Origin of the sequence: Spirillospora sp. CA-294931 (assembly GCF_050946795.1) — a bacterium.
GTDB lineage: Bacteria > Actinomycetota > Actinomycetes > Streptosporangiales > Streptosporangiaceae > Spirillospora.
This window is the reverse complement of sequence record NZ_CP192006.1, coordinates 6,752,572-6,779,434: the sequence shown is the minus strand read 5'-3', so window position 1 is coordinate 6,779,434 and position 26,863 is coordinate 6,752,572. Positions and strand designations below refer to the sequence as shown.

Sequence of the window (26,863 nt, the reverse complement as noted above, 5' to 3'; positions counted from 1 at the left end):
GGTGGGGAGGTTGGTGGCGTGAGCGCCTGGGATGAGGTCGTGGGGGAGTTCGAGCGGCATTTGGCCGCGGAGCGCGGGGTCTCGGCGCATACCTTGCGGGCTTATCTGGGTGACCTCCGGGATCTGCATGCCTATGCGGAGCTGGTCGGGGTCGCCGAGCCGTCCGGATTGGACGTCGGCGTCCTGCGGGGGTGGCTGGCGAGGCAGCATGCGCTGGGACGATCTCGGGCCACGCTGGCGCGGCGCACTGCGGCGGCACGGGCTTTCACGGCATTTCTGCATCGCAAGGGACTGCTCTCACCTGATCCTGGTCCCCTGCTGGGTACGCCGAAGCGCCCCCGGGCACTGCCTCATGTGCTCGCGCAGGACGAGGCCGCACGGTTGATGGACGAGGTGGACGTCGAGGGCCCGATCGGGCTGCGTGATTTGGCGGTTCTTGAGGTCCTGTACGGAACCGGTGTCCGGGTGAGCGAGTTGTGCGGTCTGGATATCGATGACCTGGACACCGGACGCCGCACGGCCCGTGTCCTGGGGAAAGGCGACAAGGAGCGGACCGTTCCCATGGGGGAGCCCGCCGTACGCGCGGTCCAGGACTGGCTTCGGCGTGGACGTCCCGCGCTGGCAACCGAGGTGAGCGGGGCCGCGCTGTTTCTGGGCGTGCGGGGTGGGCGGTTGCACCCGACTACGGCCCGGCGGATCGTCCACTCTCGGATCGAGGAGGTCGGGGAGGTGCCGGACGTCAGTCCCCACGGGCTCCGGCACAGCGCTGCCACCCATCTCCTGGAGGGCGGAGCCGATCTTCGCAGCGTCCAAGAGATCCTTGGTCACGCCTCATTGCAGACCACGCAGCTCTACACCCACGTGTCGGCTGACAGGCTCAAGCAAGTACACCGCCAGGCCCACCCGCGAGGTATCGAGCCCTGAGATCCGGGCGGCTCCGGTCGCGGCAAATCGCAAGAATCCGCGTGGTGGTGGGCCGAGGGACGAGAGGGCAGGGTGCCTCCGACGTGCCTCGGCCCGACCGGTGCAGGATGCGTGCGGAAAAGGGCCCGGTTAGGGGTTGCGGCGTAGGTGGCGTTCTCGGGCCAGGTCTACGACCCCGGGTGGGGGACGGCGGGGTTTGCGGGGACGGGTGTGGCGCCAGACGAAGAGGGCCCCGAAGGTGAGGAGGACGCCGGTCAGGGCACCGCCGCCGGCCGTTGTGGCGTCTCGACGAAGGCTCACCTCGGAAGACCTGGCGGGGGCCGGAGCGGGCGTCCAATGGGGGAGGAGCCTTACTCGGGGCCGCACCAGGGCCAGCGGGTCGAGGTAGGTGGCTCCCTGGCGCAAGCCCCAGTGCAGGCAGGGCTGGAGGCAGTGCGGGGCGGATGCCTCCACGGTGCCGATGCGGGCGCCCGTTTTCACGTCCAGACCTGGACGGACGGTCGGGTGAACCGGCAGATAGGTGGTGCGCAGCGCGCCGTGGGTGATCGCTACCACGCCGCGTCCGGCCAGGCGGGCGGCGTAGGAGACGCGGCCGGGGCCGGCGGCGTAGACGGGCTGGCCGGGGTTGGCGGCCAGGTCGATGCCCCGGTGACCAGCGCCCCAGGGCTGGGACGGGGGCGAGAAAGGTCTTACCACGCGGGGTTGGGTTAACGGCCACGCCCACGGGCCTGGGGCCGGTGTGTGAAGCATGGTGACGGCGAGAAGGGTGATGGCTGCGGTCATGCCGGGAAGCCTGCCGCCCCGTCCAGCAACATCACCAGCACCGGTCGCAATTGTGGAAAACCTCGGTCACTCGGAGTCGCCAGGACCGGTTGGTTCCACGTGCGCGCCGGACATCCCATAGACTTGGTGCACGGTCGCGAGGGGACTCACCTCAGCGACCGAATTCACGCGCTCGCTCGCCACCTGCATCTGACCCGGTGGGACACAGCCTCTCGGTCCGTCGCACGCCGACGGTGGGGCCCGTGTCCGAGCGCTAGGCAGACAACCGAGACATGGCCCGAACACCGGGCCAGACAAGGAGAACACGGGCTATGGCACCCGTCGTCACCATGCGGCAGCTCCTCGAGAGCGGCGTCCACTTCGGCCACCAGACCCGCCGGTGGAACCCGAAGATGAAGCGGTTCATCCTCACGGACCGTAACGGCATCTACATCATCGACCTGCAGCAGTCGCTGTCCTACATCGACCGCGCCTTCGAGTTCGTCAAGGCCACGGTCGCGCACGGCGGCACGATCCTGTTCGTCGGCACCAAGAAGCAGGCCCAGGAGGCCATCGCCGAGCAGGCCACCCGGGTCGGGATGCCGTATGTCAACCAGCGCTGGCTGGGCGGCATGCTCACCAACTTCTCCACCGTCCACAAGCGGCTCACCCGGCTCAAGGAGCTGGAGGAGATCAACTACGACGACGTGGCCGGCTCCGGTATGACCAAGAAGGAGCTGCTCGGGCTGCGTCGCGAGAAGGACAAGCTGGAGCGCACCCTCGGCGGTATCCGCGACATGGCGAAGGTTCCCAGCGCCATCTGGATCGTGGACACCAAGAAGGAGCACATCGCGGTCAACGAGGCTAAGAAGCTCGGCATCCCGGTTGTGGCGATCCTCGACACCAACTGCGACCCGGACGAGGTCGACTACCCGATCCCGGGTAACGACGACGCCATCCGCAGCGTCAGCCTCCTGACGCGCGTGGTCGCCGACTCCGTCGCCGACGGGCTGATCGCCCGCGCCGGTGCCGCGTCCGGTGGGGACGAGAAGCCCGCCGAGGCCGGTGCCGCCGCCGAGCCGCTGGCCGAGTGGGAGCGCGAGCTGCTGGAGAACAAGGACCAGGCCGAGGCCCCCAAGGCCGAGGAAGCCGCCGCTGAGGCCGCCCCCGAGGTCCCCGCCGCCGAGGCCCCTGCCGCCGAGGCTCCCGTTGCGGAAGCCGCCGAGGCCCCCGCTGCGGAAGAGGCTCCCCAGGCCGAGGCCGAAGAGGCCCCGAAGGCCGAAGAGGCCGCCGCCCCCGCGGCCGAGGGCGACGCCCCGGCCGACGAGGCTCCCCAGAGCTGACGACGCGGAGCCCCCGGGCCGTCCGGCTCGGGGGCCCGGTCCTCCACCAGTCTTCACTCACACCACACAGGGACGAAGAGAGCGATGGCGAACTTCACCGCCGCTGACGTCAAGCGGCTCCGTGAGCTGACCGGCTCCGGCATGATGGCTTGTAAGAACGCCCTTACCGAGGCCGAGGGCGACTTCGAGAAGGCCGTAGAGATCCTGCGCCTCAAGGGCGCCAAGGACGTCGGCAAGCGCGCCGAGCGCACCGCCGGCAACGGCCTGGTGGCCGAGTACTTCGAGGGCACCGGCAACGGCGCGATCCTCGAGCTGAACTGCGAGACCGACTTCGTCGCCAAGAACGAGCAGTTCATCGAGCTGGCCGACCGCCTGGTCAAGTTCGCGCTGACCAGCGGCGCCGCCGACGGCCCCGCCCTGCTGGGCACCGAGATCGAGCCGGGCAAGACCGTCCAGGCCCTGATCGAGGAGAACAGCGCCAAGATCGGCGAGAAGCTGGAGCTGCGCCGCTTCGCCCACTTCGAGGGCGCCTACGTGGCCAGCTACCTGCACAAGTCCGACCCGTCGCTGCCCCCGACCACCGGCGTGCTGGTCGAGCTCGACAAGGAGAACCCCGAGGTCGCCAAGGACATCGCGCAGCAGATCGCCGCGATGGCCCCCAAGTACCTCAACCGGGACGAGATCCCCGCCGAGGCGATCGAGAAGGAGCGCGCTCTCGCCGAGCAGCTCACCCGCGACGAAGGCAAGCCCGAGCAGGCCATCCCCAAGATCGTCGAGGGTCGGGTCAACGCGTACTTCCGCGACTTCGTCCTGCTTGAGCAGGCGTTCGTCAAGGAGAACAAGAAGACGATCGCCAAGGTCCTCGACGAGGCCGGCGTGAAGGTCACCCGCTTCGCCCGCTTCAAGGTCGGGCAGGCCTGAGGGCACTCTGGAGACAGAACCCTCACCACCAACGCCCGACGCCAACGAGGAGGCCGCCGACGTGCCGAATTCCACCAAGAAAGACACAACGGCGGCCTCGTCGTCGACCGACCGTCCCCATGGCACCGGCTGGAAGCGGGTGCTGCTGAAGCTGTCGGGCGAGGCGTTCGCGGGGGGCGACCCCCTGGGCATCGACCCCGAGGTCGTCCAGCACGTCGCCGAGGCCATCGCCGAGGCCGTACGGGACGGTGTGCAGGTCGCCGTGGTCTGCGGCGGCGGCAACATGTTCCGCGGCGCGGTGATGGCCGAGCGCGGCATGGACCGGGGCCGCGCCGACTACATGGGCATGATCGGGACGGTGATCAACTGCCTGGCGCTCCAGGACTTCCTGGAGAAACTGGGCCTCGACACCCGGGTGCAGACGGCCATCACCATGAGCCAGGTCGCCGAGCCCTACATCCCGCGGCGCGCCATGCGGCACCTGGAGAAGGGCCGTGTGGTGATCTTCGGGGCCGGTCTCGGCCAGCCCTTCTTCTCCACCGACACCACCGCCGCCCAGCGCGCGCTGGAAATCGGAGCCGAGGCCGTCCTCAAGGCCACCCAGGTCGACGGTGTCTACGACGCCGACCCCCGGAAGAATCCTGACGCGGTCAAGTTCGACCGTTTGGAATACGGTGAAGTTCTACAGCGAGGCCTGAAGGTCATGGACGCCACGGCCATCAGCCTCTGTATGGACAATGCTCTGCCGATCGTGGTCTTCGACCTGATGGGCCAGGGCAACATCGTCCGGGCCGTCCGGGGTGAGAAGATCGGCACGCTGGTCAGCCCGGAGGAGCGCTGACCGAACGCCGCCGCGGTACGGCGACGGCGACCACAGGGCCGACCAGACGACACGGGAGTCGAAGTGATCGACGAGACCCTCCTCGAGGCCGAGGAGAAGATGGAGAAGGCGGTCGCGGTCGCCAAGGAGGACTTCCAGGCCATCCGCACCGGCCGGGTCTCTCCCGCCATGTTCAACAAGATCACCGCGGAGTACTACGGGACGCCGACGCCGATCAACCAGCTGGCGTCGTTCAGCCTCCCCGAACCGCGGATGGTCATCGTTCAGGTCTTCGACAAGTCCTCGATGCAGGCCGTCGAGAGGGCGATCCGCGACAGTGACCTCGGTGTGAACCCCACCAACGACGGCAACGTCATCCGGGTGGTCTTCCCCGACCTGTCCGAGGAGCGCCGCCGGGAGTTCATCAAGGTCGCGGGCACCAAGGCGGAGGACAGCAAGATCTCCATCCGCAACATCCGCCGGCGTGCCAAGGACACCCTCGACAAGCTCGCCAAGGACGGCGAGGTCGGCGAGGACGAGGTCCGGCGTGCCGAGAAGGAACTCGACGACACCACCCACCGGTACGTGGCGCAGATCGACGAGCTTCTCGAGCACAAGAAGGCTGAGCTGCTCGAGGTTTGATGAGACTCGACGACACCGGGGAGCCCCCGGGCTCCCCGGATGAGCCGGAAGCCGCGGTGTCCGGTGCCCCCGTAGAGGACGCCCGCCCGATCGCGGCGTCCAGCGAGGTCGAGCCCGAGGCACCGGACGCGGTCGAGCCCGAGCCCGAGGCGCCGCCCAAGAAGTCGGGGCGCAACCTCCCGATCGCCGTGGGCGTCGGGGCGTCTCTCGGCGCACTGGTTCTGATTTCGCTCTACACCGTGAAGGCCATCTTCCTTGGCGTCATGGTGCTGTTCCTGTTCCTCGGGCTGCGCGAGCTGACCGGGGCCTTCAGAACGCGTGACGTCCGCGTCCCGCAGATCCCCCTCGCCGTCGGCATGATCGGCGCGCCGCTCGTCACCTACGCCTGGGGCCCGCGCGCGCTTGTCGCGGCCATCGCGCTGACCGTTCTTGCTGTGCTGATCTGGCGGATGGCGGACGGTCCCGCCGACGGTTACGTACGGGACGTCACCGCAGGCGTGTTCAGCGCCGGGTACCTGGTGCTCATGGGCGGGGTCGTGGCCCTGCTCCTACGGCCGGACGACGGCGACCACCGCATCACCATCTTCGTCGCCACCACGGTGGCCAGCGACATCGGCGGCTATTTCGCCGGGACGTTCCTTGGCAGGCACAAGCTCGCGCCTACCATCAGCCCCAAGAAGACCTGGGAAGGCTTCACCGGCTCCGCCCTGACCTGTATGGCGGTGGGCGCCTGGCTGGTGTGGTGGCTCATGGACGACGGCCACGCCTGGCAGGGCGCGATCGTCGGCCTGGCCGTGGTCGTGATCGCCACGGTGGGCGACCTGATCGAGTCCATGCTCAAGCGTGATCTCGGCATCAAGGACATGGGGACGCTGCTCCCCGAGCACGGCGGCGTCATGGACCGCCTCGACTCCCTGATCGCCACCGCCCCCGTTGTGTGGCTCCTCCTGGAACTGTTCACCCCTTCGCCCTAGTCACTCACGGCGCCTGCCATTCGGGGCCGCCCCTGCGGGCGTGCCGCGTGCGGCTCGACGCCGCCCTGAGCGCCGCGTTCGCAGCGACCTAAATCGGCCCTCTATTCGCCCGCAGAATCGGACCTTAAAGAGGGTACCGATTCCGGTCAGGCTGAGGGCATGACAACGACAGCGACTCGCTTCGACGGCCAGGTCCTCGTGCCCGGCGACATCGGCTACGACAGCGCCCGCACCGTCTGGAACGCCATGATCGACCGGCGTCCACGCATGATCGTCCGTGCGGCGGGCGTGGCCGACGTGGTCGCCGCCGTGCGGATGGCCCGGGAGCAGGACCTGGAGATCGGGGTGCGCTGCGGTGGCCACAACGCCGCCGGGTTCGCCGTCCCGGACGGGGGTCTCATGATCGACCTGACGTCCATGGGTGGTGTCCAGGTCGACCCGGTGCGTCGCCGGGCCAGGGTCCAGGGCGGCGCGCTGCTCGGTGCCCTGGACCGGGCGTCGCAGGCATACGGCCTGGCCACCACCGCGGGGAACGTCTCGCACACCGGCGTCGGGGGGCTCACCCTCGGTGGCGGCATGGGCTGGCTGGCCCGCCAGCACGGCCTGACCTGCGACAACGTCCTCTCCTACACGGTGGTCACCGCCGCGGGCGAGGTGGTCACCGCGAGTCGCGCCGAGAACCCCGACCTGTTCTGGGGCCTGCGGGGCGGGGGCGGCAACTTCGGCATCGTCACCGAGTTCGAGTTCCAGCTGCATCGCACCGGGACGCGGACGCTGGTCGCCGAGTTCGACTTCCGCGCCGAGGACGCCGTCCCGGTCATCGAGGGCTGGCGCGACCTGAACGCCGTCGCGCCCCGAGAGGCGACGTTCACCGCCGATGTCGCCAGCCGCCCGACCGGCCCGATCGCCACGGTGGGGTTCGTCTGGGTCGGCGACCCGGACGAGGGGCGGCGCCTGCTCCCGGCGATGCGGGCGCTGGGGCGTCCCCTGGCCTCACGCGTCACCACACCGTCCTACCTGGAACTCCAGCAACGCTACGACTCCACCGGCGGCCATGCCTACCGCCGCTACTCCAATGGCCACCACCTGCGGCGATTCCCGACGGCGGCGATCGAGGCGTTCCTGTTGCGCGGCGGCAGCGACCTGAGCGCGAGCCCGCATCTGCCGAGTGTCGATCTCCAGGCGCACGGCGGCGCGATCGACGACGTCCCGGACGCGGACGCCGCGTTCAGCCAGCGCGGCACGATGTTCGAGTTCGGTGCCGGCTCCCGCTGGAGCGATCCGGCCGAGGACGCGGCCAGGATGGGCGCCGCCCGCGCCGCTGGAGCGTCCCTGGCACCGTACGCGAGCGGGATCTACGTCAACTCGCTGATGGCGGACGAGTTGGCCGAGGGACGGCGCGGGGTGCGGCGGGCGTACTCGGCCGAGAAGCTCGCCCGGCTGACCACTCTGAAGGACGCCTACGACCCGGCCAACGTGTTCCACCTGAACCAGAACATCCGCCCGACACAGTGACGTGCCGCCGCCGTCGGAGCCCCGGCCGGTTCCAGATCGGTCAGGCGGGTGCGCAGGGCGTCGCAAAGTCACAAACCGCAACCAGATCGCAGGAGGCGAAAAATGAACGACACCGAGCCGCAGACCGCAGAGGGGAAGGTCCTTTGGCACTTCACGATGTCGCTGGACGGCTTCGTGGCAGGGCCGGACCACGCGATGGACTGGATGAGCACCGGGATCTCCGCCCGTCCGGGCCTGGAGGACGAGTACGTCCGGACTACGGGGGCCGTACTCGGAGGCCGGAGTGGCTGGGACGTCTCGGGTGACAGCCGCCCGTATGGCAGCGACTGGAAGGGACCGATCTTCGTGCTCACCCACCACCCCGAGGACGCCACGCCCGCCGACGACGTCACGTTCCTGAACTGCGGCCCGGCCGAGGCGGTGCGGATCGGGCTGGAGGCAGCCGGGGGCAAGAACCTCGAGGTGTTCTCGCCCACCATCGGACGTCAGCTTCTCGAATTGGGACTGATCGACGAGATCGACCTGCACATCGCACCGATCCTGCTCGGCGACGGCATCCGCCTCTACGACGTCCCCGGCAGTGCGCCGATCCTCCTGCACCGGGTCGGTGAAGACGACCCGACGTCGGTCGTGAACGTGCGCTACCACCCCACCCGGCCTGCCAACGCGTCTCCGCTGAGTGCACGGGCCAGCGGGTGAGCCACTGATCGTTCGCCGGGCATGGTTTGACAGCCGTCGGCTGGGGCGCACTCTGGCGCTCCCCGCGCCGTTAGCTAGGCGGTGCCCTCGTCGCTCGCGGTGCCGTCTGAGACGAGCCAGGAACGGCCCTGGCGGGTCAGGCGGTGTATCAGGGCGTCCGTGCCCTCGCTCGTGGCGTAGCGGCATTCCTCGGCCGTGATGGGCACCATCCAGAGCCAGCGCACGTCGTCGCCGTCCTGGGAGAGGCCGCCGAGGTCGGGGACATCGGGGCCTTCGAGCAGGTTCGGGTCGTCCAGCAGAAGCACGCCTTCGCGGGACGGTATGGGGAACGGGTCCCCGTCACGGGGCCAGCCCACGACGTCCCCGGACGCGAACGAGCTCACCGAGCGCCATGGGCGCGGGCCTATCCATGCGAACAGCTTGCCCAGCCCCTGGCTGGGGATGGTGGTGGCCATCGCCAACTCGATACGCGTGGACCCACCCGGCATGGGCTGGCGGCTCATTCCGACGGTGCTCAGGACGGAGTACTCCCGCCCCTTCCGCGCCGGGCGTTCGGAGACGCCGACGGTCGGAGACTGGCGTCCAACGTCGTGCCAATACTGCCCGCCCGGCCCTAGGCGGTGCAGGAGGTGTCCTAGGACGGACTGCTGGTAGTCAGCCCATGACCCCTCGGCACTGCACACTCTCCAGTGATCGCGGGCTCGCTTGATACGGGGACGAAGATCGTCGATCTCGTCCGCCAGCGGGAAGGCGAACGGGCTCTGGCGTAGGGCGTCCCTGCTGTAGCCGGGGATACCGCGGTCAATGTCGGCCCACCCGGGGATCACGCAGAGGGGGTCGCCCGCCTCCAGGACCGCCACCCCGTCGCCTTCCTCGAACCACACGACCTCTAGCGCTTCCAAAGGGCCACGCCCCTCCGGGGAACGGACGTGTGAGGCAGGCATAAGGGGGGCCGAGCCGCTGCCGAGCCGGGCCAGATCGACCTCTTGGGGAGCCGCCCTGTGGTTGGCGACCCACACCGCCCCGATAACCGCGTCCTGAGCATCCTTGAGATAGGCCACGGTCGCGCCGCCGTCGGTCTCCATGACGAGGCGACGGCTCCCGTAAGGGCTGATCTCGTTTCGCGCGATTACGGGCGCTCTGCGCATTACCGGCATGGTCGAGACCTTAGCCGGGGGCTCAGGCACCCGCTGGGGTTTGCGACACTGGTAGGACCATGTCTGACACCAAGAAGACGCCGGCCAAGCTCGTCTTCGCCGCCCCGCGCCGGGGTAAGCCTCCGCGCCACCTCGCCGACCTCACCGCCGCCGAGCGCCGGGAGGCCGTGATCGAGCTGGGAGAGAAGGCGTTCCGCGCCGACCAGCTCTCCCGCCACTACTTCACGCGCCTGGTCGCCGACCCGGCCGAGATGACCGACCTCCCCGCCGCCGTTCGTGACCGCCTCACGTCTGAGCTGCTGCCGACCCTGCTCACTCCCATAAGGGAACTGGGCTGTGACGGGGGCAAGACCCTCAAGACCGTGTGGAAGGCATTCGACGGCGTCCTGTTCGAGTCGGTGCTGATGCGCTACCCCGATCGGGCCACGATGTGCGTGTCGTCCCAGGCGGGCTGCGGAATGAACTGCCCCTTCTGCGCCACCGGCCAGGCGGGCCTGACCCGCAACCTGTCCACGGCCGAGATCGTCGAACAGGTCGCCGCGGGCGCGCGCGCGATGGCCTCGGGACGCGTCGCGGGAGGGCCCGGACGGGTCTCCAACATCGTCTTCATGGGCATGGGCGAGCCCCTGGCCAACTACAAGGCCGTCATGGGCGCGGTGCGGCGCATCACCGACCCCGCCCCCGCCGGGCTGGGCATCTCCCAGCGTTCGGTGACCGTGTCCACTGTGGGGCTGGTCCCGGCCATTGAAAAGCTCGCGGCCGAGGACATGTCCGTCCGCCTGGCGCTGTCGCTCCACGCCCCCGATGACGAGCTGCGGGACGAGCTCGTCCCCGTCAACAACCGCTGGAAGGTCGCCGAGGTCCTGGACGCCGCCTGGGCCTACGCCGACCGCTCGGGACGCCGGGTCTCCATCGAATACGCGCTGATCAAGGACATCAACGATCAGTCCTGGCGCGCCGACCTTCTCGGCAGGCTCTTGCGCGACCACCTGGTTCACGTCAATCTGATCCCGTTGAATCCGACCCCGGGTTCCAAGTGGACCGCCTCGCGGCCCGAGGACGAGCGCGAGTTCGTCCGGCGCCTGGAGGCCCACGGCGTGGCCGTCACGGTCCGCGACACCCGGGGGCGGGAGATCGATGGCGCTTGCGGCCAGCTGGCCGCGGCGACCAAGGACTGAGGAGCCAGGACGAGCGGCGTCAGACGGCGGAGCCCGAAGGGGCCTCCGGTGCCCGCGAAAGACCCGGGAGTGCGCCTCCCCGTGGCCCTGCGGGGATATGACCGCGCCCAGGTAGACTCCGTCCTCGGCCGGATCGGGACCAGGGAGCTGACCCCCGAGCAGGTGCGCGAGATCCGGTTCGACATCGTCCTACGGGGCTACGAACCACGCCACGTGGACGAACTCCTCCGCGAACGCATCCGCGAACTTCAGGCCTCGGCGCCGATCGGGCGGCGCGTGGGACGTCCCCGGGTGCATCCCGGCTGGCTGATCGGCTGGATCCACGACGCGAAGTTCCCGGGCTCAGGGATCCGCCCCGGCTACGACGTCCGCGACGTCGACGCGTTCCTGGACCGCGTCGTCGAGGGCCTGCGCGGCACGGCCCCGCCCGTGACCGCCCAGGACGTCCGCGAAAGCGCGTTCCGCATCACCCGCTTCGGCCCCGCGTACGACGAACGCGAGGTCGACGTCTTCCTCGTCCAGTTCGCCGGAGCGCTCGAACGCCGCTGAACACAGGCCACGAACCCAGGCGAAACGACGCCATTTGCGGAGCGGTCTCGCAGAGGCCTGCACCACAGGGCGTGAACCGGCCCCTTCGGGGGCATCGCGTCCCGGAAAGATCGCCAGAACGCGCCGAGAGTTATCCACAGATCACGCTGGGGGCTGGCGTTCGGGCGCCGGGCGCGCCACGCTACGTGACATGGATCACTTCGCGGCGCAGCGCCAACGGCTGCACACCCTCTTCGGTGTCTTCTTCGCCCCTGAAGTCATCGCGGCGCTGCTCGCGCTGGCCCGTCCCGCCGTCCGGCTGGGCGCCGAAGGCGAGACCACGGTCCGGCTGGGCGGTGACCCGCTGCTCCCACCCGGCGAGCCCTGGCCCATGTGGCAAGACCGTCCGCTCGACTTCCTCGCGGCGGTCGACTTCTCCGCCCTGCCCGACGTCCCGGGTCTGCCCACTGAGGGCAGGGCCGCCTTCTACTACTGCGCGGGCGGCCCGTCCCGCCCCTGGGGCGACGAACCCGGCGATCACGAAGGCTGGCGCGTCTTCACCGGCGACCTGGTCGAAACCCCGCTCCCCGAAGGCGCGAAGACGCCACCCGCCTGCAAGCTGGGCGCCGAACTCTTCCTGTCGCTCCCATCGCCCCAAGAACAGGCCATGAGCGATCTCGAGGAAACCTACAGCGGCACGCTTTCGGTCTACGAACAACTTCACGCCGCCTGGCTCCAGCACGTCTGGCCCGACGACACCCCCGTCCACCAACTAGGAGGCTGGCCCGTCCTGGTCGACTCTCCCCAATCCCACCCCGCCCCCGACCCCGCCGAAGACCTCAGACTCGTCCTCCAACTCGACTCCGACCGCCGCCTGAACTGGCACTGGGGCGACCCAGGCCGCGTCTTCTTCCACACCCACCAAGACGCCCCCCTCGAATCCGCCCACCTCACCCTCCAGTCCTAATCCCACCTAAACCCCGCCCATCTAAACCCCGCCCATCTAAACCCCGCCCATCTAAACCCCGCCCATCTAAACCCCGCCCATCTAAACCCCACCCATCTAAACCCCACCCACCCAAACCCCCACCCACCCAAACCCCCACCCGCCCAAACCCCCACCCGCCCAAACCCCCACCCGCCTACGTTCGCCCCAGCCGCACGTCCACCAGCCCCAATCGTCCACCCACGAGAAGCCGCCAAGGCGCTCCCTGCCCACGCCGTCAACCCGCTCGTGGGCCTGCCACATGAAGCCGCCCCGGACACCATCCTCCTGAGCGCGCACACAGAGCCATTCCCCGACGTCCAACGGTGTTGCACGCCCGCGCTCTTTGCGGCCGAGCTCCGAAGGGTCGGCTATTGCCCACGAGCTACGTCCTTCCCCGAATGGGGTTAGGGCTCAGCTACGCGCCCACGGTTCGCGGCATGAGCGGACGGCTTCCGGGGGCGTCTCGGTACGGTGCAGCACCGTGCATAAGGGGTCTGCTCATATCTGGTGGGTTTCGTGACGGTGTCTTCGCGGACCTCGACTGAACGGGATTCTGGGACAACCACGACTACGCGTTGAGCGCCTACGTGGAGACGCGACCTCTGCCCGACGCCTACGCCCGGAGAGCCGACTACGAGCACACCTGAATCTCCCCGACTCGCGGCGTCATCGAGTGTGCTGATCAGCGGAAGGCGGCGACGTTGGCGCGGGCCCAGTCGGCGTATGTGCGGGGTGCTCGGCCCAGCACCTTCTCGACATCTGGGCTGACCCTCCGCTCCGCCGGGGTGGGCGTGCCCAGGATGGCCAGGGTCGTCTCCACCACGTCCGCGGGCATGAAGTTCAGCATCTGGGCCCGCGCCTGGTCCGGGGTCTGATCCACGAACCGGATCGGCTCGCCAAGCGCAGCGCCGATCGCCTCGGCCTGCTCCCGAGGCCTCACCGGGGCGGGGCCGGTCAGCTCATAGATCTGCCCGGCGTGGCCGTTCTTGCGCAGTGCCGCAGCCGCGACCTCTGCGATGTCGCCCGGGTCGATGGCCGGCAGGCCGACGTCGGCGAACGGGGCGACGACGGTCCGCTGGGCACGCACCGACGTGACCCAGGCGTAGGTGTTGGAGTCGAAATTGCCGGGCCGCAGAATCGTCCAGTCAAGGCCCGACCCTCGCACGGCCTCCTCGATGGACAGTCCCAGTACTCCGTGCGAGGGCGACTCCGGCCGGGTTGCCACTCCCAGAGAGGACAACAGCACCACTCGCTCGATACCGCTGGCCTTGGCCGCATCGAGGATGTCGCTGACGTTCAGGGTGTGAGCACTGGCACCGCCGTTCTGCAGAAACAGGGCGTTGGCGCCGTCAAACACCGGGCGCAGGCTCTCAGCGTCGGCCAAGTCCGCTCGCCGAAACGCGACACCCTCGGGCACGTCCAATTCCGCGATGTTCCGGGACGTGGCGGTCACCTTCTCGCCCGCAGTCGCGAGCGCCCGCACGAGTGAGCGCCCGGTGTTTCCGGTGGCTCCAGTAACAACGATCATGGTCGGTCTCCTGCCGTTCATCCGCTCGATCTGGCGGTCTGTCCGTAACGCAGGCGACGCTAACATCCTGGATATAGTAGGTACCTAGAGGAAAGTGACTATCCCAGGGGGCATCCGCATGGGCCACGCAACGTGGAAGGCCGCGACCACACCGACCGACGCAGAGCAGGCCTGCCCGATTGCCCCGGTGGTGGACATCGTGTTCAGCCGTTGGACGACCCCGATCCTGTGGACCCTCGACCGGCACGGTCGGCAGCGCTTCGTCGAACTGCAGCGGCGGATCAACACGATCACCCCGAAGGTGCTCACCCAGCGCCTGCGCCAGCTCGAACGCGACGGCCTGGTCGTGCGCACGTACCACCCCGAGGTCCCACCCCGCGTCGAGTACGAGATCAGCGAACTCGGCCGCAGCCTCGCCCCGCTGTTCGCTCACCTCGCCGACTGGGCCGCCGACCACCTCGACCAGGTCGATCTGGCCCGGCGCGACTACGACAACGCTTCGGCCGGTTAGAGGCAGCAGAACGCGGAGGGCGTCGAACGTTCACTGGCAGCCAAGAGCGCCACGGCCAACCCGCCACGGCGAGGGCGCCACGGCCAACCCGCCACGGCGAGGCCGCTACGGCGAGGCCGCTACGGCGAGGCCGCTACGGCGAGGGCGCTACGGCGAGGGCGCTACGGCGAGGGCGCTACGGCGAGGGCGCTACGGCGAGGGCGCTACGGCGAGGGCGCTACGGCGAGGGCGCTACGGCGAGGGTGCCGCGGCCAGGCCGTTACGGCGAGGGTGCCGCGGCCAAGACGCTACGGCGCCCCTTCTTACCTGGGCGGCGTCCCGGTTGTCGTCCGGAGCGGTCCATCACCGCGCGCGAGGTTTCGGGCGACCGCCATCCGCCGCCCCCAATGCGTCCGCGTCGCCGTGCGCGCCCCGGTCGAGGGGCCCGCCGTGCACACCGCGATCGCCCCCCGATGGCACCCCCAGGCAGGTGGACGGGCCCGGGTTCTCTGGGCGCCGGTTCTCGCGGTTATGGCTGGCGTGGGCGATCGTGAGCGCCCTCAGGTGGTTGAGGACGTCCGTCTAGGCATCGAGCGCGTTCGGTGGTTCTAGAACCGACGGGACGGTGTGGTTGTGGCGTCGTTGTGGGCTTGGCGGTTGCCTGGCTTGGGGCGGTCTGGGCGTCGGGTCCGAGGTAGTGTGCGGGCTCATTCGTGGGTGGTCCTGGCCGCTTTGGGGCTGGGTGTTTCGGAGCGTTGGCCGGGCTTGGGCTCGTCCGACGGGGCTGACTTCGCTCAGGCTCGGGTTCGGCGTACCAGGAGGTAGGCCGTGCCGACCACGGTGGTCCAGAGCAGGACGTGCCCGGCCAGCGCAGGGAAGGCGTCGGTGAACGCGCTGGGGCCGTCGTGGGCTGCCTTGATCCAGTCGATCATTGGTACCGAGAGCCACACGCCTGGGCCCAGGCTGAGGACCAGGATGGCTGTGGCTCCACCCAGCAGCGCCAGCAGTGATGTACCGGGTGCCGGGACGATCGCTCTGCTCGTCCAGGCGCCCAGGAGTGTCGCCGCGCCCGCGACCAGCAGGTTCAGAGCGACACATGCGAGGATCGCGCTTGCGCTGACGCTGGAGGAGGCCGCGTGAATCACTGGGACTCCGAGGGCGATGGCTCCGAGGCCCAGATTGATCGCGTAGGCGGCCAGCAGTCCCGCCAGTGCTGAGGATGTGCGCGCGCCGAGCGCGGTCGCCGAGAGCGCGCGCTGCTCGTCTGGTTGCGAATCAAGCAGCCCTCGGGCCGCCCAGGCCCAGACCGGGAACATGAACGCCGGAACGTCTCCCAACGTCCCGACGGCGAGCTTTGCCTGGTCGCTGCCGCTCGCTCCGCCGCCCTGAAATAGCACCAAAGTCACGATCAATATCACGACGATCAGGGGAGGCAGTGCGCGTAGCGACCGCAGGTATCCCGAGATCTGGAACCGGGCTAGGGCGATCACGCTTGCCTCCGAACGCGGTATCCATCCGTCCGCAATCTGGCCTCAAGCTCTTCGACCTCATGGGCTCCGACCATGACTTCCAACACGACGATCCGACCGTTGGGTGACGGTGAGGCCTCGTCCTGCCTGGTGACCGGATTCGCGGGAGACTCCGACGAGCACTCGCTGGCGCGCCCCTGAGATGTCTCCGGTTTTAGCGGGGCGCTGTGCTTGGTGCTTGGTTCCTGTCGATGAGTGCTCGCCTTCGCCTGCGGAGCTTGCTGCGGCCTGGTTGTGGCTTCGTGGGTCTGCACCGCATTTGGGGGAGTGGTCAACGGGCGGCTGGTTGCTTTGGGTTGGGACGGGACGAGGAAGGCGGTGCCTTCGGCTACTCGGATGTGGCTGACGCCGGGGAGCGCTTCTATGCAGCGCTGATGGTCGCTTACGACGATCGTGGTGCCGTTGTCGGCGAGTTCGGTGATGAGTACGGGGAGGACGTCGCGGGTCGTGGCGTCCAGACCGGCGAAGGGTTCGTCCAGGATCAGGATCTCGGGGTTCGCCAGGAGGGCCTGGGCCAGGCCGACCTTCTGGGCGCTGCCTTTGGAGAGTTCGGCGAGTTTGGTTCCTCGGAGGTGGGACAAGCCGAGTCGTTCGGTCCAGGCGGCGATGTTGGACGAGGGAACTCCGCGCATGGCGGCCATGTGCGAGAGGTAGGCGTCCACCGTGAAGGGCTGGTCGGTGGGGAAGCGTTCGGGGGCATAGCCCACCGAGGCGGGACGGCCCACGATGGTGCCCCGGGTGGGGCCGCGCAGCCCGGCCAGGACGCGGAGCAGCGTTGACTTGCCCGCGCCGTTTCGTCCGGTCACCTCGGTGATGTGGCCCCTCGGCAAGGACAGCGAGATGTCCCGGAGGACCCAGGGGCCGCGTCGGTTGTAGCGGAAGGCAACGCTTTCCAGTCGCATGGCCATCCGGAGGGTAGTGATCACGTCGTAAGGGGGCCGTTAGGGCGCGACTGCGGAACAATGCGCTCCATGGGTTGCGTCTTCTGCGAGATCATCAAGGGCGAGGTCCCCGCGCACGTCGTGCTCGACGTTCCGGACGCGATGGCGTTCCTGGACACGCGTCCGCTGTTCAAGGGCCACACGCTCCTGGTGCCCCGCGAGCACTTCGAGACGCTTCCCGATCTGCCTGAGGGCCAGGTCGGCCCGCTCTTCACGCACGCGCGGCGCCTGGCGAGCGCGATGGAGTCCGTGCTGGACGCGGCCGGGTCGTTCGTCGCGATGAACAATCGCATCAGCCAGAGCGTCCCGCATCTGCACGTCCACGTCGTCCCTCGGAACCGCAAGGACGGCCTTCGCGGCTTCTTCTGGCCCCGCCAGAAATACGAGTCGGACGCCGAGGCCGCGGACTACGCCAGCCGCCTGCGCGACGCCGTGACCGCGACGGAATGAGGCCCATTCGGTCGGCTGGTCCGAGGACGTCCAGGGCGCGGCTCGGGCCGGTATCTCGGGATGTGGCCTGGTGTTGTCGTGGCTGAGCCATCGCCGGCGGTGGGCCGAGTTCCAGAGCCCGTCCCCAGAGACTGTCAGGTGTTCCAGAGGGCTTGGTAGCGCTGGAGGTCGGGGGGCTTGCCGGGTAGGGGATCGGTGTTGTGGGCCTTGAGGCCGTCCAGGACGATGGCCAGGTGGCGGGACTGGACCTCGGCCTGGTCGGGCAGGGGTGGGGTCGGGGCCTGGCGGCTGAACTGGCCGATGAGCAGTGAGATGTCCAGTGCGGTCACGTCGGGGCGGAGGGCTCCCGCGGCTTGGGCGCGGGCGATGAGCTGGTCGATGCGGTGCTGGGCTTCCTGGCCGGCGCGGCGCATCTGCGGGGTGACCTCGATGGCTCCGGCCAGAGGGGCCAGCGCTCCGAAGCCGAAGGCCACGCACTGCCGGACGTAGTGGACGAAGCCCTGCCAGGCGTCGTCGATCCGCAAGCCCTCCTGCGCCGCTGTCGCGAGGTGTTCCAGGGAGTCGGCGCACAGCCGCTGGAAGAGCTCTTCTTTGGTGCGGTAGCGGCGGTAGAGGCTGCCCATGCCCACACCCGCGCGTTCGGCGATGGCCGACACCGGCGCGTCGAAGCCCTGGGTGAGGAACACCTGGCGGGCGGCCTCGAGCAGCGCTCGGTCGTTGCGGGCGGCCTGGGCCTGGGGTCCCCGCTTGCGTGGCGTCGCGGCCTCGGTCATGGCCACAGCATAGCTATTGCGGAGGGGTTCGCTCCGGGTTATATTTTCCCGGAGCGAAACGCTCCGAATTAGGAGGAACCTTCATGGCTACGAACGACGTCGTCCTTGTCACGGGTGCGACCGGCAATCAGGGGGGAGCCACTGCGCGGGCGTTGCTGGCGCGGGGGAGGCGAGTGCGCGCGCTGGTGCGCGATCCGGAGAAGGCCGCCGCGCGGGAGCTTCGGGGTGAGGGCGCGGAACTGGTCCAGGGCGACCTCGAGGACGCGGGCTCGCTGCGCCGGGCGATGGACGGGGTGCGCGGCGTATTCAGCGTCCAGGCGCTGGCTCATGAGCCGGAGACGCTCGCCGCCGAGGTGCGGCAGGGCAAAGCGGTCGCTGATGTGGCCAAGGAGAGCGGCGTCGCCCATCTGGTCTACAGCTCCGTGGGCGGTGCTGAACGTGGCACCGGCATCGACCACTTCGAGAGCAAGGCCGAGATCGAGCGGCACATCCTGGCGTTGGGGGTGCCCGCCACCATCCTGCGTCCGGTGTTCTTCATGAACAACCTGCTGCACTACGCCGACGCCCAGGACGAGCGGCTGATGTCCCTGCCGGTCAAGCCGGAAAGGCCCATGCAGTTCATCGCCAGCGACGACATCGGGGTCTTCGCCGCCGACGCCTTCGACAGGCCGGAGGAGTTCGTCGGACGTCAGATCGAGCTGGCCGGTGACGAGATCTCCTTCACGCGGGTCGCCGAGATCTACCAGCGGGTCACCGGCACCCCGACTCGTCTGGAGGCCCTGCCGATCGAGGAGCGCATGTTCGAGTGGTTCGCGGAAGAGGGGTATCGGGCCGACATCCCGGCTCTGCGTCGGCAGCACCCGGGACTGCTGACCGTTGAACAGTTCCTCAGCCGGCGGCTGTGACCGCTCGGCTCCGGATTGAGGGAGGGCCTGAGAGGGACGTCAGCCCAGGGCGGCTACGACGGCGGTGAAGGGCTCGGGCGGGTCGTCCGGTTCGGGAGTGGGCCCGCGTTCGGCCGCGGCGTGCTCGTAGAGGTCGCGCTCGGCACGGTCCAGGGCGGCGCTGAGGACGTATTGGTGGACGGTCCAGCCGAGCAGTTCGGCCGCCTTGCGGATGACGAGGTGCTGTTCGCCGGACGTCCCGAGCTCGATGCGGTCGTCGTTTCGGATGACGGGAAGATCCTGGTGAGCCGACTCGGACATGGCCGGGTCTCCCTCCTTGCAGCATCTCAAAGTACGCCCCCGGACGCGGCTGCGGCATCCCCACTAGGAAGGAGAATATGAAGGTTGGGCGTAACGGGCCACCCCAAAGAGGGGAATCCCCCAGGCGCCGAAGCGGCCGGTGGGTCGCGGTGCGGGACTCCTGGTGGACGGGGTGGTCCGAGCGCGCGTCGGGTCAGTCCGGGGATTCGTCCTCGGCGCCGAAGATGACCGAGGAGACCTCGAGGTAGAGCTGCTCGGGGTAGGGCATGAAGCCGACGTTGCGCAGGGCCTGCTTCTGGCCGGCCGATTCCATGACGAACTCGCCGTAGCCGAGCATGCGTCCGCTGAGCGAACGTTCCAGGGCGATGTCGGTGACCTTGGCCAGCGGCATCATCGCCACGTTCCGGTTCAGGACGCCGTTGATCACCATCACGCGGTGCTCGGTGACCAGGAAGAACTCGATGGACCAGGCGATGACCTTCCAGACCAGGTAGCCGAGGGTGAGCACCCACAGCCACCAGACCCACATGACGCCCAGGGCGGCGCCGATGACGCCGCACAGGACCAGGCCCACCACCACGGCCGCCACGGGCAGCAGCAGGACGGCGGGGTGCCGGCGCACGGCGATGACCCGGCCTTCGTGGGCCATCAGATACCGGTCGACGGTTCGCGAGCCCGCGTCGCGGAAGACCATCATGTCTTGCACGTTCATGGTGGCGCCCTCGTCATGATCTGGGAGATCAACGGTAGCCGAACGGGGGTTCGGGCGCAGGGGGCCGCGCGGTAACGGAGGTGGACTTGTCCGGTTGGTCTTGTGCGGGTGCCCAAGCCACCACAAGATGGACGACATGGACGGTGCGCGGGAGCCCTCAGGGAACGGGGCCGCGGGTGCTCGCGGGCCGCAGGGAGAGTTCGTCCCGGACGTCACCGGACGCCCTGTGTGGCGTCTCCTGATGCGGGGGCTGAGCATCTACCTCCCCGGGTGGCAGCAGCCCGCAGGAGCCGTCAGAGGGACACGTGGGCTGGGCCCGTCGGGGTTCCTCAACGGCGACTCGGGTTTCGGTCTGCACCTGACCCGGAGGCGACGCGGACTCGAACCCGATCGTGAGATCTATGTCCGGGGCAAGGAGGATCCGAGCTTCGGCATCGTGATCGCGGGGCCCGCCGCCGCCATCGGCACCCGCGTCGTGGACGCGTCCCGGCTTCTGCGCTACGCGCGCCGCCTGACCTTCGAGGAGCTGTACGAGGTCGGCGACGCCGATTCGGTGCCCTACGCCGTCCGCGCCGCCAAGGCCGTGGAGAACGTGGTCTTCCTCGACCGCGCGGAGGGCGTGGGCCTCTGCGCCGAGGTGGACCGCCAGACGGGCGCCGTGGTCTGCCCCGTCCTCGTGAAGATCGGCGCCCCCTCCGAACGGACCATCCAGGCGTACGGCCTCACCAACGACCCGGTCCCGGCCCTCACCTGAGCCGCAGCCGGCGCAACGGCCCCCGGGGGACGTCATGGGTGGTGGCGGCGCCCCCTGCGCCGCGCCAGCCCCAGTAGCCGGCGCAACGGCCCCCGGGAGCGTCAGGGGGTCGTGGACCAGGCGGTCAGGTCCCAGAGCTGGTGGGTGGGGAGCCGGCGGAGGCGGACGGTGGCGGTGGCCGGGTCCCAGAAGATCTCGTCGGTTTCGAGTTCCAGGGACTGGGGCGGGGTCAGGACGGCGCATAGGAGTTCGTCGCGGGTCCGGACGGCCATCAGGGGACCTATCTGGACGATCGCGCCCGAGCTCTCCTGGAGGGTGCGGAGGAGGGCCTTGAGGGCGGCCTCGTCTTCGGGCTGGCGGAGGGGTTCCATGCCGGGGGGATGGCCGGGTTCGACCCGGGTGGACAGGCCCCGGCCGGGGGTGGAGCCGTTGTGGGGGAGGTCGGCGCCGGTGGAGATGAGCAGGGCGGTGAAGGCGCCGGCCAGGTCTTCCATGGGCTGGCCTGCGAGGAAGTAGCGTCGCTGTTCCGGGGCACCCGGGGGCGGGTTCTCGGGGCCGTCGGCCACGCGGAAGCGGATGTTGAGGTGGGACGCGCGGACGCAGCTCTCGTACATCTCGGTGAGGATGTCCTCGAGCTCGGTGTCGCGGGTCCAGAGGCGTCCGGTGGCGGTGACGGAGGCGGGACGGTCGGCGAGGGTCCCGGCGACGGTTTCCTCCAGCTCGCCCTCGGTGAACTGGAGCAGCTCGTTGACGACGTCCTCGACGTCTTCGAGGGTGCGGGTGAGGGTGCGCTGGAGTTCGAGCATCTCCTGGCCGCTCTGCTCCAGGTCGGCCAGGCGGTCGAGGGCGGCGTCGACCTTGCCCTCGACGGCGGCGTTGCCCGCGGCGGTGACGGAGCGGACGGAGGTCTCGACCTCCGAGAGCTTGCGGCGCAGGGCCGCCAGGGTGATGCGCTGCTTCTCCAGGTCGTGCAGGCGTCCGGCCTGGGTGCGCAGGTAGTCGTCGGCCTGGGCGACGAGGGTGGCCAGTTCCTCGACCTGTCCGGTGTTCTGGCGCAGGCGGGAGTCGAGGGCGGGCAGCACCTCGCGCTTGACCCGCGACATCTCGGCGGTGAGCTGCTCGCCGACCGTCACCAGCACGCCGTTCTGCTTGGTGACCTGGTCGTTGAGCTCGTCGATCCGCCGGACGAACGCGCGCTGCTGGTCTTTGCTCTGCTTGCCCGCGTAGAGCTCCAGCGCCCCGACCACGACGCACATCACCACCAGGATGACCGTCGTCATGGCGCTCCTTGCGGTCCGGTTCTTAATATCGGAACGGGGTTTGATCGCGACCATAACTTACGATCACGCGGCGCGACCCGCGCTTACGTAACCGACTGATCTCAGTGGCCGAGGGGTCTGGTCTTTGCCATGCGGGTGGTCATTCACACCCTTCGAACTGCGGGACCGTGGTGGTGACCTTGAGGCCGACGGGCGCGAACCATCGGGTGAGAAGGCGCGCCGCGGTGCCGTCCTGGTACAGGCGCGTGATGGCCTTGTTGACCGTTTCGCAGCCGTCCACATCGCCGCGTCTCAGGCCGACGCCGTAGAGCTCGTCGGAGAGGGGCGTGTTGACGATCCGGAGCGGTGCCTTGGCGGACGCGGCCAGCCCCGCGAGGATCAGGTCGTCGGTGGAGACGGCGTCGGTTCGTCCGGCCACGAGGTCTGCCAGGCAGTCGTTGTACCCGGGGGCGGGCGCGCTGATCGCCGCGACGCTCTTCTCCTTGGTCACGCGCGTGTAGGAGACCGAGCCCGCCACGTCGCACAGGCGGCGTCCCTTCAGGTCGCGGACGGTCCTGATCCCCGTATCGGCGCGGCGGGTGAGGATGTCCTGGTGGGCGACGTAGTACGGCCCGGCGAACAGGACCTTCTCCTTGCGCTCGGGCGTGACCGAGTAGCTGGCCACGACCAGGTCGACCTCGCCGCGCTGGAGCATGGTCTCGCGGGTGGCAGAGGTGACGCGCCGGAAGGCGACCTTCTTGCCGAGGCGGGACGCGATCGCCCCGGCGAAGTCGATGTCGAACCCGGTGAAGGTGCCGCCCTTCTGGAACCCGACGCCCGGCTGGTCGCCGTTCACCCCGATGACCAGCCGCTCCTTGCCGGAGATCGCGTCCTCCTCGGCGCCCGCGACGCCGCAGGCCGCCAGGCCGAGGCCCAGCAGCAGCGCGGCGCCCGCCCGCGCCCTCATCGGTACTCCGCCAAACGGGGACGCACCCCGACGAGCAGCAGGGCCAGGATGACCAGGCCCCCGACCGGGAGGATCACGTTCCAGCCGCTGGACCCGTCGTCTCCGGCGTCCACGGCCTTGTCGAACGCGGCGCGGTGGATGCCGATCAGCTTCAGCATCGAGGCGTCGTAGGCGCGGAAGTCGCGGTCGGCGTCGCCCATCCGCAGTTCGATGGCCTCGCTCCGGCGTCCCGCCGCCACCATCTCCCTGAGAGTGAAGTCGTCCTGCTGGAACGTCCGGTAACGGGCCAGGACGGCGCGCAGCGCGTCGTCCTGGCCGCGCAGGTCGCTCCGGTCGGCCTCGGCGCCGAGCAGGCCCAGGATGCGCTCGCCGCCCGCCGAGCTCGACGTCCCCGCGGCTCCGCCCAGCCTGGCCTGGACCTTCTGGTTGTAGGCGCTGAGGTTGTCGGCCCGCAGGTACAGGACGGACTGCGACTTGCTCATGAACACCTGCTCGTAGGTGTCGGCGCGCCCGGGGTCGAGCAGGAACCGGGTCTGGTCGGCGTTGGCGCTGTTGCTGATCGCGCGGGCGCGGGCCAGGGCCAGGATCGAGTCGAAGCCGTCCTCCTTGGCGTCCTTCAGGTGGTTCGCCTGCCCGGACAGCATCGACGTCCCCGCGGCGACCAGCACCAGCGTGACGAGCGTGGCCAGCGCCAGCGCCGGGTTGAGCAGGCGGCGGAACCGGTGGGCCAGGAAGAGCTGGAGCCCCACCAGCCCCGCGAGCAGGATCAGCCCGGTGACCAGCACCCAGGTGCGGCCGTCGATCACCGCGTCGCGCTCGGACTCGTAGGTGTGCCGGACGAGCGTGCCGTTGTCGAGCGTGAGGTTGTAGGCCTTGGGCAGCAGGTCGAGCTTCATCAGGTCGGTGGCCTGCCGGTACAGGACGGTGACCCGCTGCGGCGGGGGACCGGCGGTGTGGCCCGACTGCTGGTCGGTCATCAGCGCCTGGCCCGCCACCCGCTCGTAGCGGGCCAGGGCGTCCAGGACGGTCCGCGCGGTCTGCTCCTCGGCGTCCTCGTCGGCGAGCTTGGCGGCCTGGAGCAGGGCCTTGCCCGCGCGCTTGCGGTCCTCCTCGTAACGCTTGAGCGCCTGGTCCCGCCCGCCGCCGAGCCCGGGGGTGCGGCCGATCAGCAGCGCGTTGGCCAGCTGCGCGTCCATGTCGGTGAGCTGGAAGTACAGGTCGCCGGTCGCGACGACCTGCGGCCCCGCGTCGTGGCCGATGACGCGGACCCCGTCACGGGCGTTCCCGACGGCCACCCAGGTGACCGCGATCAGCGCGACCAGCGCCACCGCCACGCCCGCCGTCAGCGCGCGGACGCGGGACGCCACCGTGGACGGCATCAGCCGCGCGGCCTTCGAGGGCGCCTTGGTGCGCGCCGCCGGGGGCTGCGGCGTGGGGGCCTGCTGTACGGCCGTCATGACGCGCCGCCTCTCCTGAGCGTGATCGTGGTCCAGGCGCCCACGTGGATCCGGTGGCCGTCGCCGACCGGGACCTCGACGTTGAGCGGGATGGGCTCGGTGGAGCCGTTCAGGCAGGTCCGGTTGACCGAGCCCGGGTCGACCAGGTTCCAGGTGCCGTCCGGGCGGGCCAGCAGCACCGCGTGGACGTGCGAGACGCCCGGGTCCTCCGGCGGTTCGCGCAGGTCGATCTGGGGGGACGTGCCGCGCGACAGGCTGCGCCGTCCGATGAGCACCTGCGCGCCCGTCAGAGGGATCACGCGGTCGGGCGCATACGGGGGGAACGGGACGTCCGCCGGGTCATGCCCGTTCTCGGTGATCACGCGCTCGTAGTACGCCCGGTCGGCCACAACCTCAGCGACCCACGTCCCCACGGCGCCCTCCCCGGGGGGCGGACCCGACGCGGACTGCGCGGCTCCCGGGGTCGGCACGGATGACGCGGTACCCGAGGCCGGAGACGATGGCGCGGCGCCCGACCCTGGCGCGTTGCCTGGGGCCGAGCCGGGCTGTGGGGTGCCCGGGGGCGGTGATGCGGTGCCTGGGGCCGAGCCGGACTGTGCGTTACCCGAGGGCGCGGTGAACGGCGCGGTGCCCGGGGGCAGAGGCGATGGTGCGGCTCCCGGGGCTGGCGCGGACTGCGCGCCTTCCGGGGCTGGGCCGGACGGTGCGGTGCCCGAGCCCGGCGGCGGTGCGGTGCCCGGCGGGGGTGGTGCGGTGCTCGAGCCCGGTGCGGGTGGTGCGGTTCCCGGCGGGGGTGGGGCCGGGGTGGGGCGGCCGCCGCCCGTGGCAAAGTCGTAGCCGCACTCCTCGCAGAAGCGGTCGGCGGCGGGGGTGCCGCAGTCGGGGCAGGGCGTGCCGCTGGACGACGTCGCGAGCTGCATCGTCCTCGTGGGGGAGGCGCCGGAGGGGGTCGGGGTTCCGCCGATGCGCTCGCCGCATACGTCGCAGTAGTCGTCGGCGCCGGAGCTGTGCCCGGCGGGACAGGTGGCCATGCGCTCAGCCCTCGCCCTTGCGGGTCCGGACGGTCTTGGTCGAGCGCGTGTCCAGCGCCATCTCGTCGGCCTTGTCGACGTTCTTCTTCAGCCGGACGGTGCCGGTGGCGGGGTCGACGACGTCCACGACCTTGCGCAGCATCGTGGTGATCGCGTCGTTGCCCGCCTCCTCGGCGAGCTGGACGGCGCGGCCCAGCCGGGCGGTGGCGGTGTCCAGGTCGCCGTCCTTGCGGGCCTGGAGGCCCTCCTGGACGACCTCGGCGAGCTCGACCTGGCCGGTGTAGTGGGCGACGCGCGCGTTGATGCGGGTGGACTGGGCCTCGTCGTCGGTCCACTGGGCCAGGACGTTGCCCGTCGCCAGGACCTGCTCCTCCTGTCCCGGCCCCCCGGGGATGACGAGCTTGACCCATCCGGCGCGCAGTTCCTTGCCGACCTGCCCGGGAGGCACCTCGACGCAGATGTGGTAATCGCGGCTCTCGGTGCCCCACGCCCCGAGCGGGTAGTCGCCCGCCTGCGGGCCCGAGTCGGCGCGGCGGGCGGTGAGGTCCTCGACCGAGGGCATCACCTGCTTGACGAACTTGAGCTTGGCGGTCTGCGGCGTCCAGACGCGCAGCGCGACGTCGGCGACCTCCTTGCCCATGGCCGCCTCGGTCATGGCGCGGAAGTCGGCCACCAGGTCCTGCGGGTCGGCGACGATGTCGACGCTGCCCAGCAGCGCGGAGGAGATCTTGCGCAGCTCGGCGACCTCCCAGTCGGTGCCGACGCCGCGGCAGTCGCAGACGAACCGTCCGGCGCAGCGGTACAGGACGGCGTCGAGCTCCTCGGCCGACTCGTGCTGGTTCTTGCCGTCGGTGAGCAGGATGGCGTGCCTGATGCCGTCCTGGTGGATGTCGAAGAGCTGGTCGGCCAGGCGCAGCCAGGAGCCGATCGCGGTGCCGCCGCTGGCCTTGAGGCGGCTGAGCGCGTCCTTGGCGAGCCCGCGGGTGGTCGCGTCGGCCGGCACCAGGTGCGCCTGCGGCGGGTACACCATCGCGGCGTTGTTGGAGCCGGACACGACCGCGAAGTTCACGCCGTCGCGCAGGGTGTCGATGGCGACCTGGGCGGCGGCGATGGCCGAGCGGAGCTTGGTGTCGGGGTAGGACATCGAGCCGGAGGTGTCGATGATGATGACCTCGGCCGCCGCGCCGCCTCGGGGACGTCCGGTAACGGGGGACCCGGTGGCCTCGACGGAGACGATCGCGTGCACCTCGCGCCCGCCCTCGGGCAGGAACTTGTTCTGGTCGACCTTGATGGTGAACTGGGGCTGCTCGCTCATC

Annotated in this window: 28 protein-coding genes; 15 read left to right on the top strand and 13 right to left on the bottom strand. The window is 69.9% G+C overall.

Annotated features, from left to right (window positions below; translation table 11 throughout):
• Window positions 1–18 precede the first annotated feature (18 nt).
• Window positions 19–924 carry a tyrosine recombinase XerC gene (locus ACQPY4_RS30575; protein WP_433326712.1) on the top strand — a complete coding sequence of 302 codons (906 nt, stop codon included), beginning with the start codon at window positions 19–21 and terminating at the stop codon, window positions 922–924.
• Window positions 925–1,053: 129 nt separating this feature from the next.
• On the opposite strand, the gene ACQPY4_RS30570 is transcribed toward ACQPY4_RS30575, so the two are convergent.
• Window positions 1,054–1,620: a M23 family metallopeptidase gene (locus ACQPY4_RS30570; RefSeq protein WP_433326710.1), complete on the bottom strand. Its 567-nt coding sequence runs from the start codon at window positions 1,618–1,620 to the stop codon at window positions 1,054–1,056.
• A 398-nt stretch (window positions 1,621–2,018) separates the two neighbouring features.
• Between ACQPY4_RS30570 and rpsB the strand changes: the two genes are divergently transcribed.
• From rpsB to ACQPY4_RS30535, 7 genes are all read left to right on the top strand, one after another.
• On the top strand, window positions 2,019–3,029 hold the full coding sequence (gene rpsB / locus ACQPY4_RS30565) for a 30S ribosomal protein S2 (RefSeq protein WP_433326708.1): 1,011 nt from the start codon (window positions 2,019–2,021) through the stop codon (window positions 3,027–3,029).
• An 84-nt stretch (window positions 3,030–3,113) separates the two neighbouring features.
• Entirely contained in the window at window positions 3,114–3,950 is an 837-nt protein-coding gene (gene tsf / locus ACQPY4_RS30560) for a translation elongation factor Ts (RefSeq protein ID WP_433326706.1), read from the top strand.
• A 61-nt stretch (window positions 3,951–4,011) separates the two neighbouring features.
• A complete protein-coding gene (pyrH, locus tag ACQPY4_RS30555; RefSeq protein ID WP_433326704.1) occupies window positions 4,012–4,791 on the top strand; it encodes a UMP kinase in 780 nt (259 codons plus the stop codon).
• Window positions 4,792–4,854: 63 nt separating this feature from the next.
• Window positions 4,855–5,412 carry a ribosome recycling factor gene (gene frr, locus ACQPY4_RS30550; protein ID WP_433326702.1) on the top strand — a complete coding sequence of 186 codons (558 nt, stop codon included), beginning with the start codon at window positions 4,855–4,857 and terminating at the stop codon, window positions 5,410–5,412.
• Window positions 5,412–6,386: a phosphatidate cytidylyltransferase gene (locus ACQPY4_RS30545; protein ID WP_433326700.1), complete on the top strand. Its 975-nt coding sequence runs from the start codon at window positions 5,412–5,414 to the stop codon at window positions 6,384–6,386. Before frr ends, ACQPY4_RS30545 begins: the two co-directional genes overlap by 1 nt.
• Window positions 6,387–6,545: 159 nt before the next feature.
• A complete protein-coding gene (locus tag ACQPY4_RS30540; protein WP_433326698.1) occupies window positions 6,546–7,901 on the top strand; it encodes an FAD-binding oxidoreductase in 1,356 nt (451 codons plus the stop codon).
• Between the two features lie 102 nt (window positions 7,902–8,003).
• The gene (locus tag ACQPY4_RS30535; RefSeq protein WP_433326696.1) at window positions 8,004–8,600 is read left to right on the top strand and encodes a dihydrofolate reductase family protein; all 597 of its coding nucleotides are present in this window, start codon (window positions 8,004–8,006) and stop codon (window positions 8,598–8,600) included.
• 74 nt (window positions 8,601–8,674) lie between these two features.
• Here the strand turns inward: ACQPY4_RS30535 and ACQPY4_RS30530 are convergent, their stop codons facing one another.
• The gene (locus ACQPY4_RS30530; protein WP_433326694.1) at window positions 8,675–9,502 is read right to left on the bottom strand and encodes a suppressor of fused domain protein; all 828 of its coding nucleotides are present in this window, start codon (window positions 9,500–9,502) and stop codon (window positions 8,675–8,677) included.
• Window positions 9,503–9,816: 314 nt separating this feature from the next.
• Here ACQPY4_RS30530 and rlmN point away from each other — a divergent pair, with 314 nt between their 5' ends.
• The 3 genes from rlmN (at window position 9,817) to ACQPY4_RS30515 (ending at window position 12,430) form a co-directional block, all read left to right on the top strand.
• Window positions 9,817–10,935, top strand: coding sequence for a 23S rRNA (adenine(2503)-C(2))-methyltransferase RlmN (gene rlmN / locus ACQPY4_RS30525; RefSeq protein ID WP_433326692.1), 1,119 nt, complete (start codon window positions 9,817–9,819; stop codon window positions 10,933–10,935).
• Between the two features lie 48 nt (window positions 10,936–10,983).
• Window positions 10,984–11,484, top strand: coding sequence for a DivIVA domain-containing protein (locus tag ACQPY4_RS30520; RefSeq protein ID WP_433326690.1), 501 nt, complete (start codon window positions 10,984–10,986; stop codon window positions 11,482–11,484).
• Window positions 11,485–11,674: 190 nt separating this feature from the next.
• Window positions 11,675–12,430, top strand: coding sequence for a DUF1963 domain-containing protein (locus tag ACQPY4_RS30515; RefSeq protein ID WP_433326688.1), 756 nt, complete (start codon window positions 11,675–11,677; stop codon window positions 12,428–12,430).
• A 703-nt stretch (window positions 12,431–13,133) separates the two neighbouring features.
• On the opposite strand, the gene ACQPY4_RS30510 is transcribed toward ACQPY4_RS30515, so the two are convergent.
• On the bottom strand, window positions 13,134–13,979 hold the full coding sequence (locus ACQPY4_RS30510) for an NAD(P)H-binding protein (RefSeq protein ID WP_433326686.1): 846 nt from the start codon (window positions 13,977–13,979) through the stop codon (window positions 13,134–13,136).
• A 118-nt stretch (window positions 13,980–14,097) separates the two neighbouring features.
• Between ACQPY4_RS30510 and ACQPY4_RS30505 the strand changes: the two genes are divergently transcribed.
• Window positions 14,098–14,490, top strand: coding sequence for a winged helix-turn-helix transcriptional regulator (locus ACQPY4_RS30505; protein WP_433326684.1), 393 nt, complete (start codon window positions 14,098–14,100; stop codon window positions 14,488–14,490).
• A 773-nt stretch (window positions 14,491–15,263) separates the two neighbouring features.
• On the opposite strand, the gene ACQPY4_RS30500 is transcribed toward ACQPY4_RS30505, so the two are convergent.
• A complete protein-coding gene (locus tag ACQPY4_RS30500; RefSeq protein WP_433326682.1) occupies window positions 15,264–15,959 on the bottom strand; it encodes a hypothetical protein in 696 nt (231 codons plus the stop codon).
• Window positions 15,956–16,900 (bottom strand): ATP-binding cassette domain-containing protein, encoded by a 945-nt coding sequence (locus ACQPY4_RS30495; RefSeq protein WP_433326680.1) that lies wholly within the window; start codon window positions 16,898–16,900, stop codon window positions 15,956–15,958. Before ACQPY4_RS30495 ends, ACQPY4_RS30500 begins: the two co-directional genes overlap by 4 nt.
• 69 nt (window positions 16,901–16,969) lie before the next feature.
• Here ACQPY4_RS30495 and ACQPY4_RS30490 point away from each other — a divergent pair, with 69 nt between their 5' ends.
• Window positions 16,970–17,389, top strand: coding sequence for an HIT family protein (locus ACQPY4_RS30490; RefSeq protein ID WP_433326678.1), 420 nt, complete (start codon window positions 16,970–16,972; stop codon window positions 17,387–17,389).
• 134 nt (window positions 17,390–17,523) lie between these two features.
• On the opposite strand, the gene ACQPY4_RS30485 is transcribed toward ACQPY4_RS30490, so the two are convergent.
• Window positions 17,524–18,162: a TetR/AcrR family transcriptional regulator gene (locus tag ACQPY4_RS30485; RefSeq protein ID WP_433326676.1), complete on the bottom strand. Its 639-nt coding sequence runs from the start codon at window positions 18,160–18,162 to the stop codon at window positions 17,524–17,526.
• A gap of 83 nt (window positions 18,163–18,245) precedes the next feature.
• Between ACQPY4_RS30485 and ACQPY4_RS30480 the strand changes: the two genes are divergently transcribed.
• Window positions 18,246–19,067, top strand: a complete 822-nt coding sequence (locus tag ACQPY4_RS30480) for an NmrA/HSCARG family protein (RefSeq protein ID WP_433326674.1) — start codon at window positions 18,246–18,248, stop codon at window positions 19,065–19,067.
• Window positions 19,068–19,106: 39 nt separating this feature from the next.
• Here the strand turns inward: ACQPY4_RS30480 and ACQPY4_RS30475 are convergent, their stop codons facing one another.
• Together ACQPY4_RS30475 and ACQPY4_RS30470 are read right to left on the bottom strand one after the other, a co-directional pair.
• Window positions 19,107–19,367, bottom strand: a complete 261-nt coding sequence (locus ACQPY4_RS30475) for a DUF1778 domain-containing protein (protein ID WP_433326672.1) — start codon at window positions 19,365–19,367, stop codon at window positions 19,107–19,109.
• A 193-nt stretch (window positions 19,368–19,560) separates the two neighbouring features.
• Window positions 19,561–20,079 carry a PH domain-containing protein gene (locus ACQPY4_RS30470; protein WP_433326670.1) on the bottom strand — a complete coding sequence of 173 codons (519 nt, stop codon included), beginning with the start codon at window positions 20,077–20,079 and terminating at the stop codon, window positions 19,561–19,563.
• A 136-nt stretch (window positions 20,080–20,215) separates the two neighbouring features.
• On the opposite strand from ACQPY4_RS30470, the gene ACQPY4_RS30465 reads away from it, so the two are divergent.
• Window positions 20,216–20,833 carry a hypothetical protein gene (locus tag ACQPY4_RS30465; protein WP_433326668.1) on the top strand — a complete coding sequence of 206 codons (618 nt, stop codon included), beginning with the start codon at window positions 20,216–20,218 and terminating at the stop codon, window positions 20,831–20,833.
• Window positions 20,834–20,934: 101 nt separating this feature from the next.
• Here ACQPY4_RS30465 and ACQPY4_RS30460 read toward each other — a convergent pair whose 3' ends face one another.
• The 5 genes from ACQPY4_RS30460 to ACQPY4_RS30440 all read right to left on the bottom strand — a co-directional run bounded on the left by ACQPY4_RS30460 (window position 20,935) and on the right by ACQPY4_RS30440 (window position 26,862).
• The gene (locus tag ACQPY4_RS30460; protein WP_433326666.1) at window positions 20,935–22,113 is read right to left on the bottom strand and encodes a hypothetical protein; all 1,179 of its coding nucleotides are present in this window, start codon (window positions 22,111–22,113) and stop codon (window positions 20,935–20,937) included.
• A gap of 139 nt (window positions 22,114–22,252) precedes the next feature.
• On the bottom strand, window positions 22,253–23,059 hold the full coding sequence (locus ACQPY4_RS30455; RefSeq protein ID WP_433326664.1) for a glutamate ABC transporter substrate-binding protein: 807 nt from the start codon (window positions 23,057–23,059) through the stop codon (window positions 22,253–22,255).
• Window positions 23,056–24,516 carry a hypothetical protein gene (locus ACQPY4_RS30450; protein WP_433326662.1) on the bottom strand — a complete coding sequence of 487 codons (1,461 nt, stop codon included), beginning with the start codon at window positions 24,514–24,516 and terminating at the stop codon, window positions 23,056–23,058. Before ACQPY4_RS30450 ends, ACQPY4_RS30455 begins: the two co-directional genes overlap by 4 nt.
• Window positions 24,513–24,929 (bottom strand): FHA domain-containing protein, encoded by a 417-nt coding sequence (locus tag ACQPY4_RS30445; RefSeq protein WP_433326660.1) that lies wholly within the window; start codon window positions 24,927–24,929, stop codon window positions 24,513–24,515. The genes ACQPY4_RS30450 and ACQPY4_RS30445 overlap by 4 nt, the downstream gene beginning before the upstream one ends.
• 622 nt (window positions 24,930–25,551) lie before the next feature.
• Window positions 25,552–26,862, bottom strand: a complete 1,311-nt coding sequence (locus ACQPY4_RS30440) for a vWA domain-containing protein (RefSeq protein ID WP_433326658.1) — start codon at window positions 26,860–26,862, stop codon at window positions 25,552–25,554.
• Between the last annotated feature and the right edge of the window lies 1 nt (window position 26,863).

Coding starts and splice junctions, on each gene's coding strand:
- rpsB (WP_433326708.1), top strand. CDS start 2,019: ATGGCACCCGTCGTCACCATGCGGCAGCTCCTCGAGAGCGGCGTCCAC.
- tsf (WP_433326706.1), top strand. CDS start 3,114: ATGGCGAACTTCACCGCCGCTGACGTCAAGCGGCTCCGTGAGCTGACC.
- ACQPY4_RS30545 (WP_433326700.1), top strand. CDS start 5,412: ATGAGACTCGACGACACCGGGGAGCCCCCGGGCTCCCCGGATGAGCCG.
- ACQPY4_RS30540 (WP_433326698.1), top strand. CDS start 6,546: ATGACAACGACAGCGACTCGCTTCGACGGCCAGGTCCTCGTGCCCGGC.
- ACQPY4_RS30535 (WP_433326696.1), top strand. CDS start 8,004: ATGAACGACACCGAGCCGCAGACCGCAGAGGGGAAGGTCCTTTGGCAC.
- rlmN (WP_433326692.1), top strand. CDS start 9,817: ATGTCTGACACCAAGAAGACGCCGGCCAAGCTCGTCTTCGCCGCCCCG.
- ACQPY4_RS30515 (WP_433326688.1), top strand. CDS start 11,675: ATGGATCACTTCGCGGCGCAGCGCCAACGGCTGCACACCCTCTTCGGT.
- ACQPY4_RS30510 (WP_433326686.1), bottom strand. CDS start 13,979: ATGATCGTTGTTACTGGAGCCACCGGAAACACCGGGCGCTCACTCGTG.
- ACQPY4_RS30505 (WP_433326684.1), top strand. CDS start 14,098: ATGGGCCACGCAACGTGGAAGGCCGCGACCACACCGACCGACGCAGAG.
- ACQPY4_RS30495 (WP_433326680.1), bottom strand. CDS start 16,900: ATGCGACTGGAAAGCGTTGCCTTCCGCTACAACCGACGCGGCCCCTGG.
- ACQPY4_RS30490 (WP_433326678.1), top strand. CDS start 16,970: ATGGGTTGCGTCTTCTGCGAGATCATCAAGGGCGAGGTCCCCGCGCAC.
- ACQPY4_RS30485 (WP_433326676.1), bottom strand. CDS start 18,162: ATGACCGAGGCCGCGACGCCACGCAAGCGGGGACCCCAGGCCCAGGCC.
- ACQPY4_RS30480 (WP_433326674.1), top strand. CDS start 18,246: ATGGCTACGAACGACGTCGTCCTTGTCACGGGTGCGACCGGCAATCAG.
- ACQPY4_RS30475 (WP_433326672.1), bottom strand. CDS start 19,367: ATGTCCGAGTCGGCTCACCAGGATCTTCCCGTCATCCGAAACGACGAC.
- ACQPY4_RS30470 (WP_433326670.1), bottom strand. CDS start 20,079: ATGAACGTGCAAGACATGATGGTCTTCCGCGACGCGGGCTCGCGAACC.
- ACQPY4_RS30465 (WP_433326668.1), top strand. CDS start 20,216: ATGGACGGTGCGCGGGAGCCCTCAGGGAACGGGGCCGCGGGTGCTCGC.
- ACQPY4_RS30460 (WP_433326666.1), bottom strand. CDS start 22,113: ATGACGACGGTCATCCTGGTGGTGATGTGCGTCGTGGTCGGGGCGCTG.
- ACQPY4_RS30455 (WP_433326664.1), bottom strand. CDS start 23,059: ATGAGGGCGCGGGCGGGCGCCGCGCTGCTGCTGGGCCTCGGCCTGGCG.
- ACQPY4_RS30450 (WP_433326662.1), bottom strand. CDS start 24,516: ATGACGGCCGTACAGCAGGCCCCCACGCCGCAGCCCCCGGCGGCGCGC.
- ACQPY4_RS30440 (WP_433326658.1), bottom strand. CDS start 26,862: ATGAGCGAGCAGCCCCAGTTCACCATCAAGGTCGACCAGAACAAGTTC.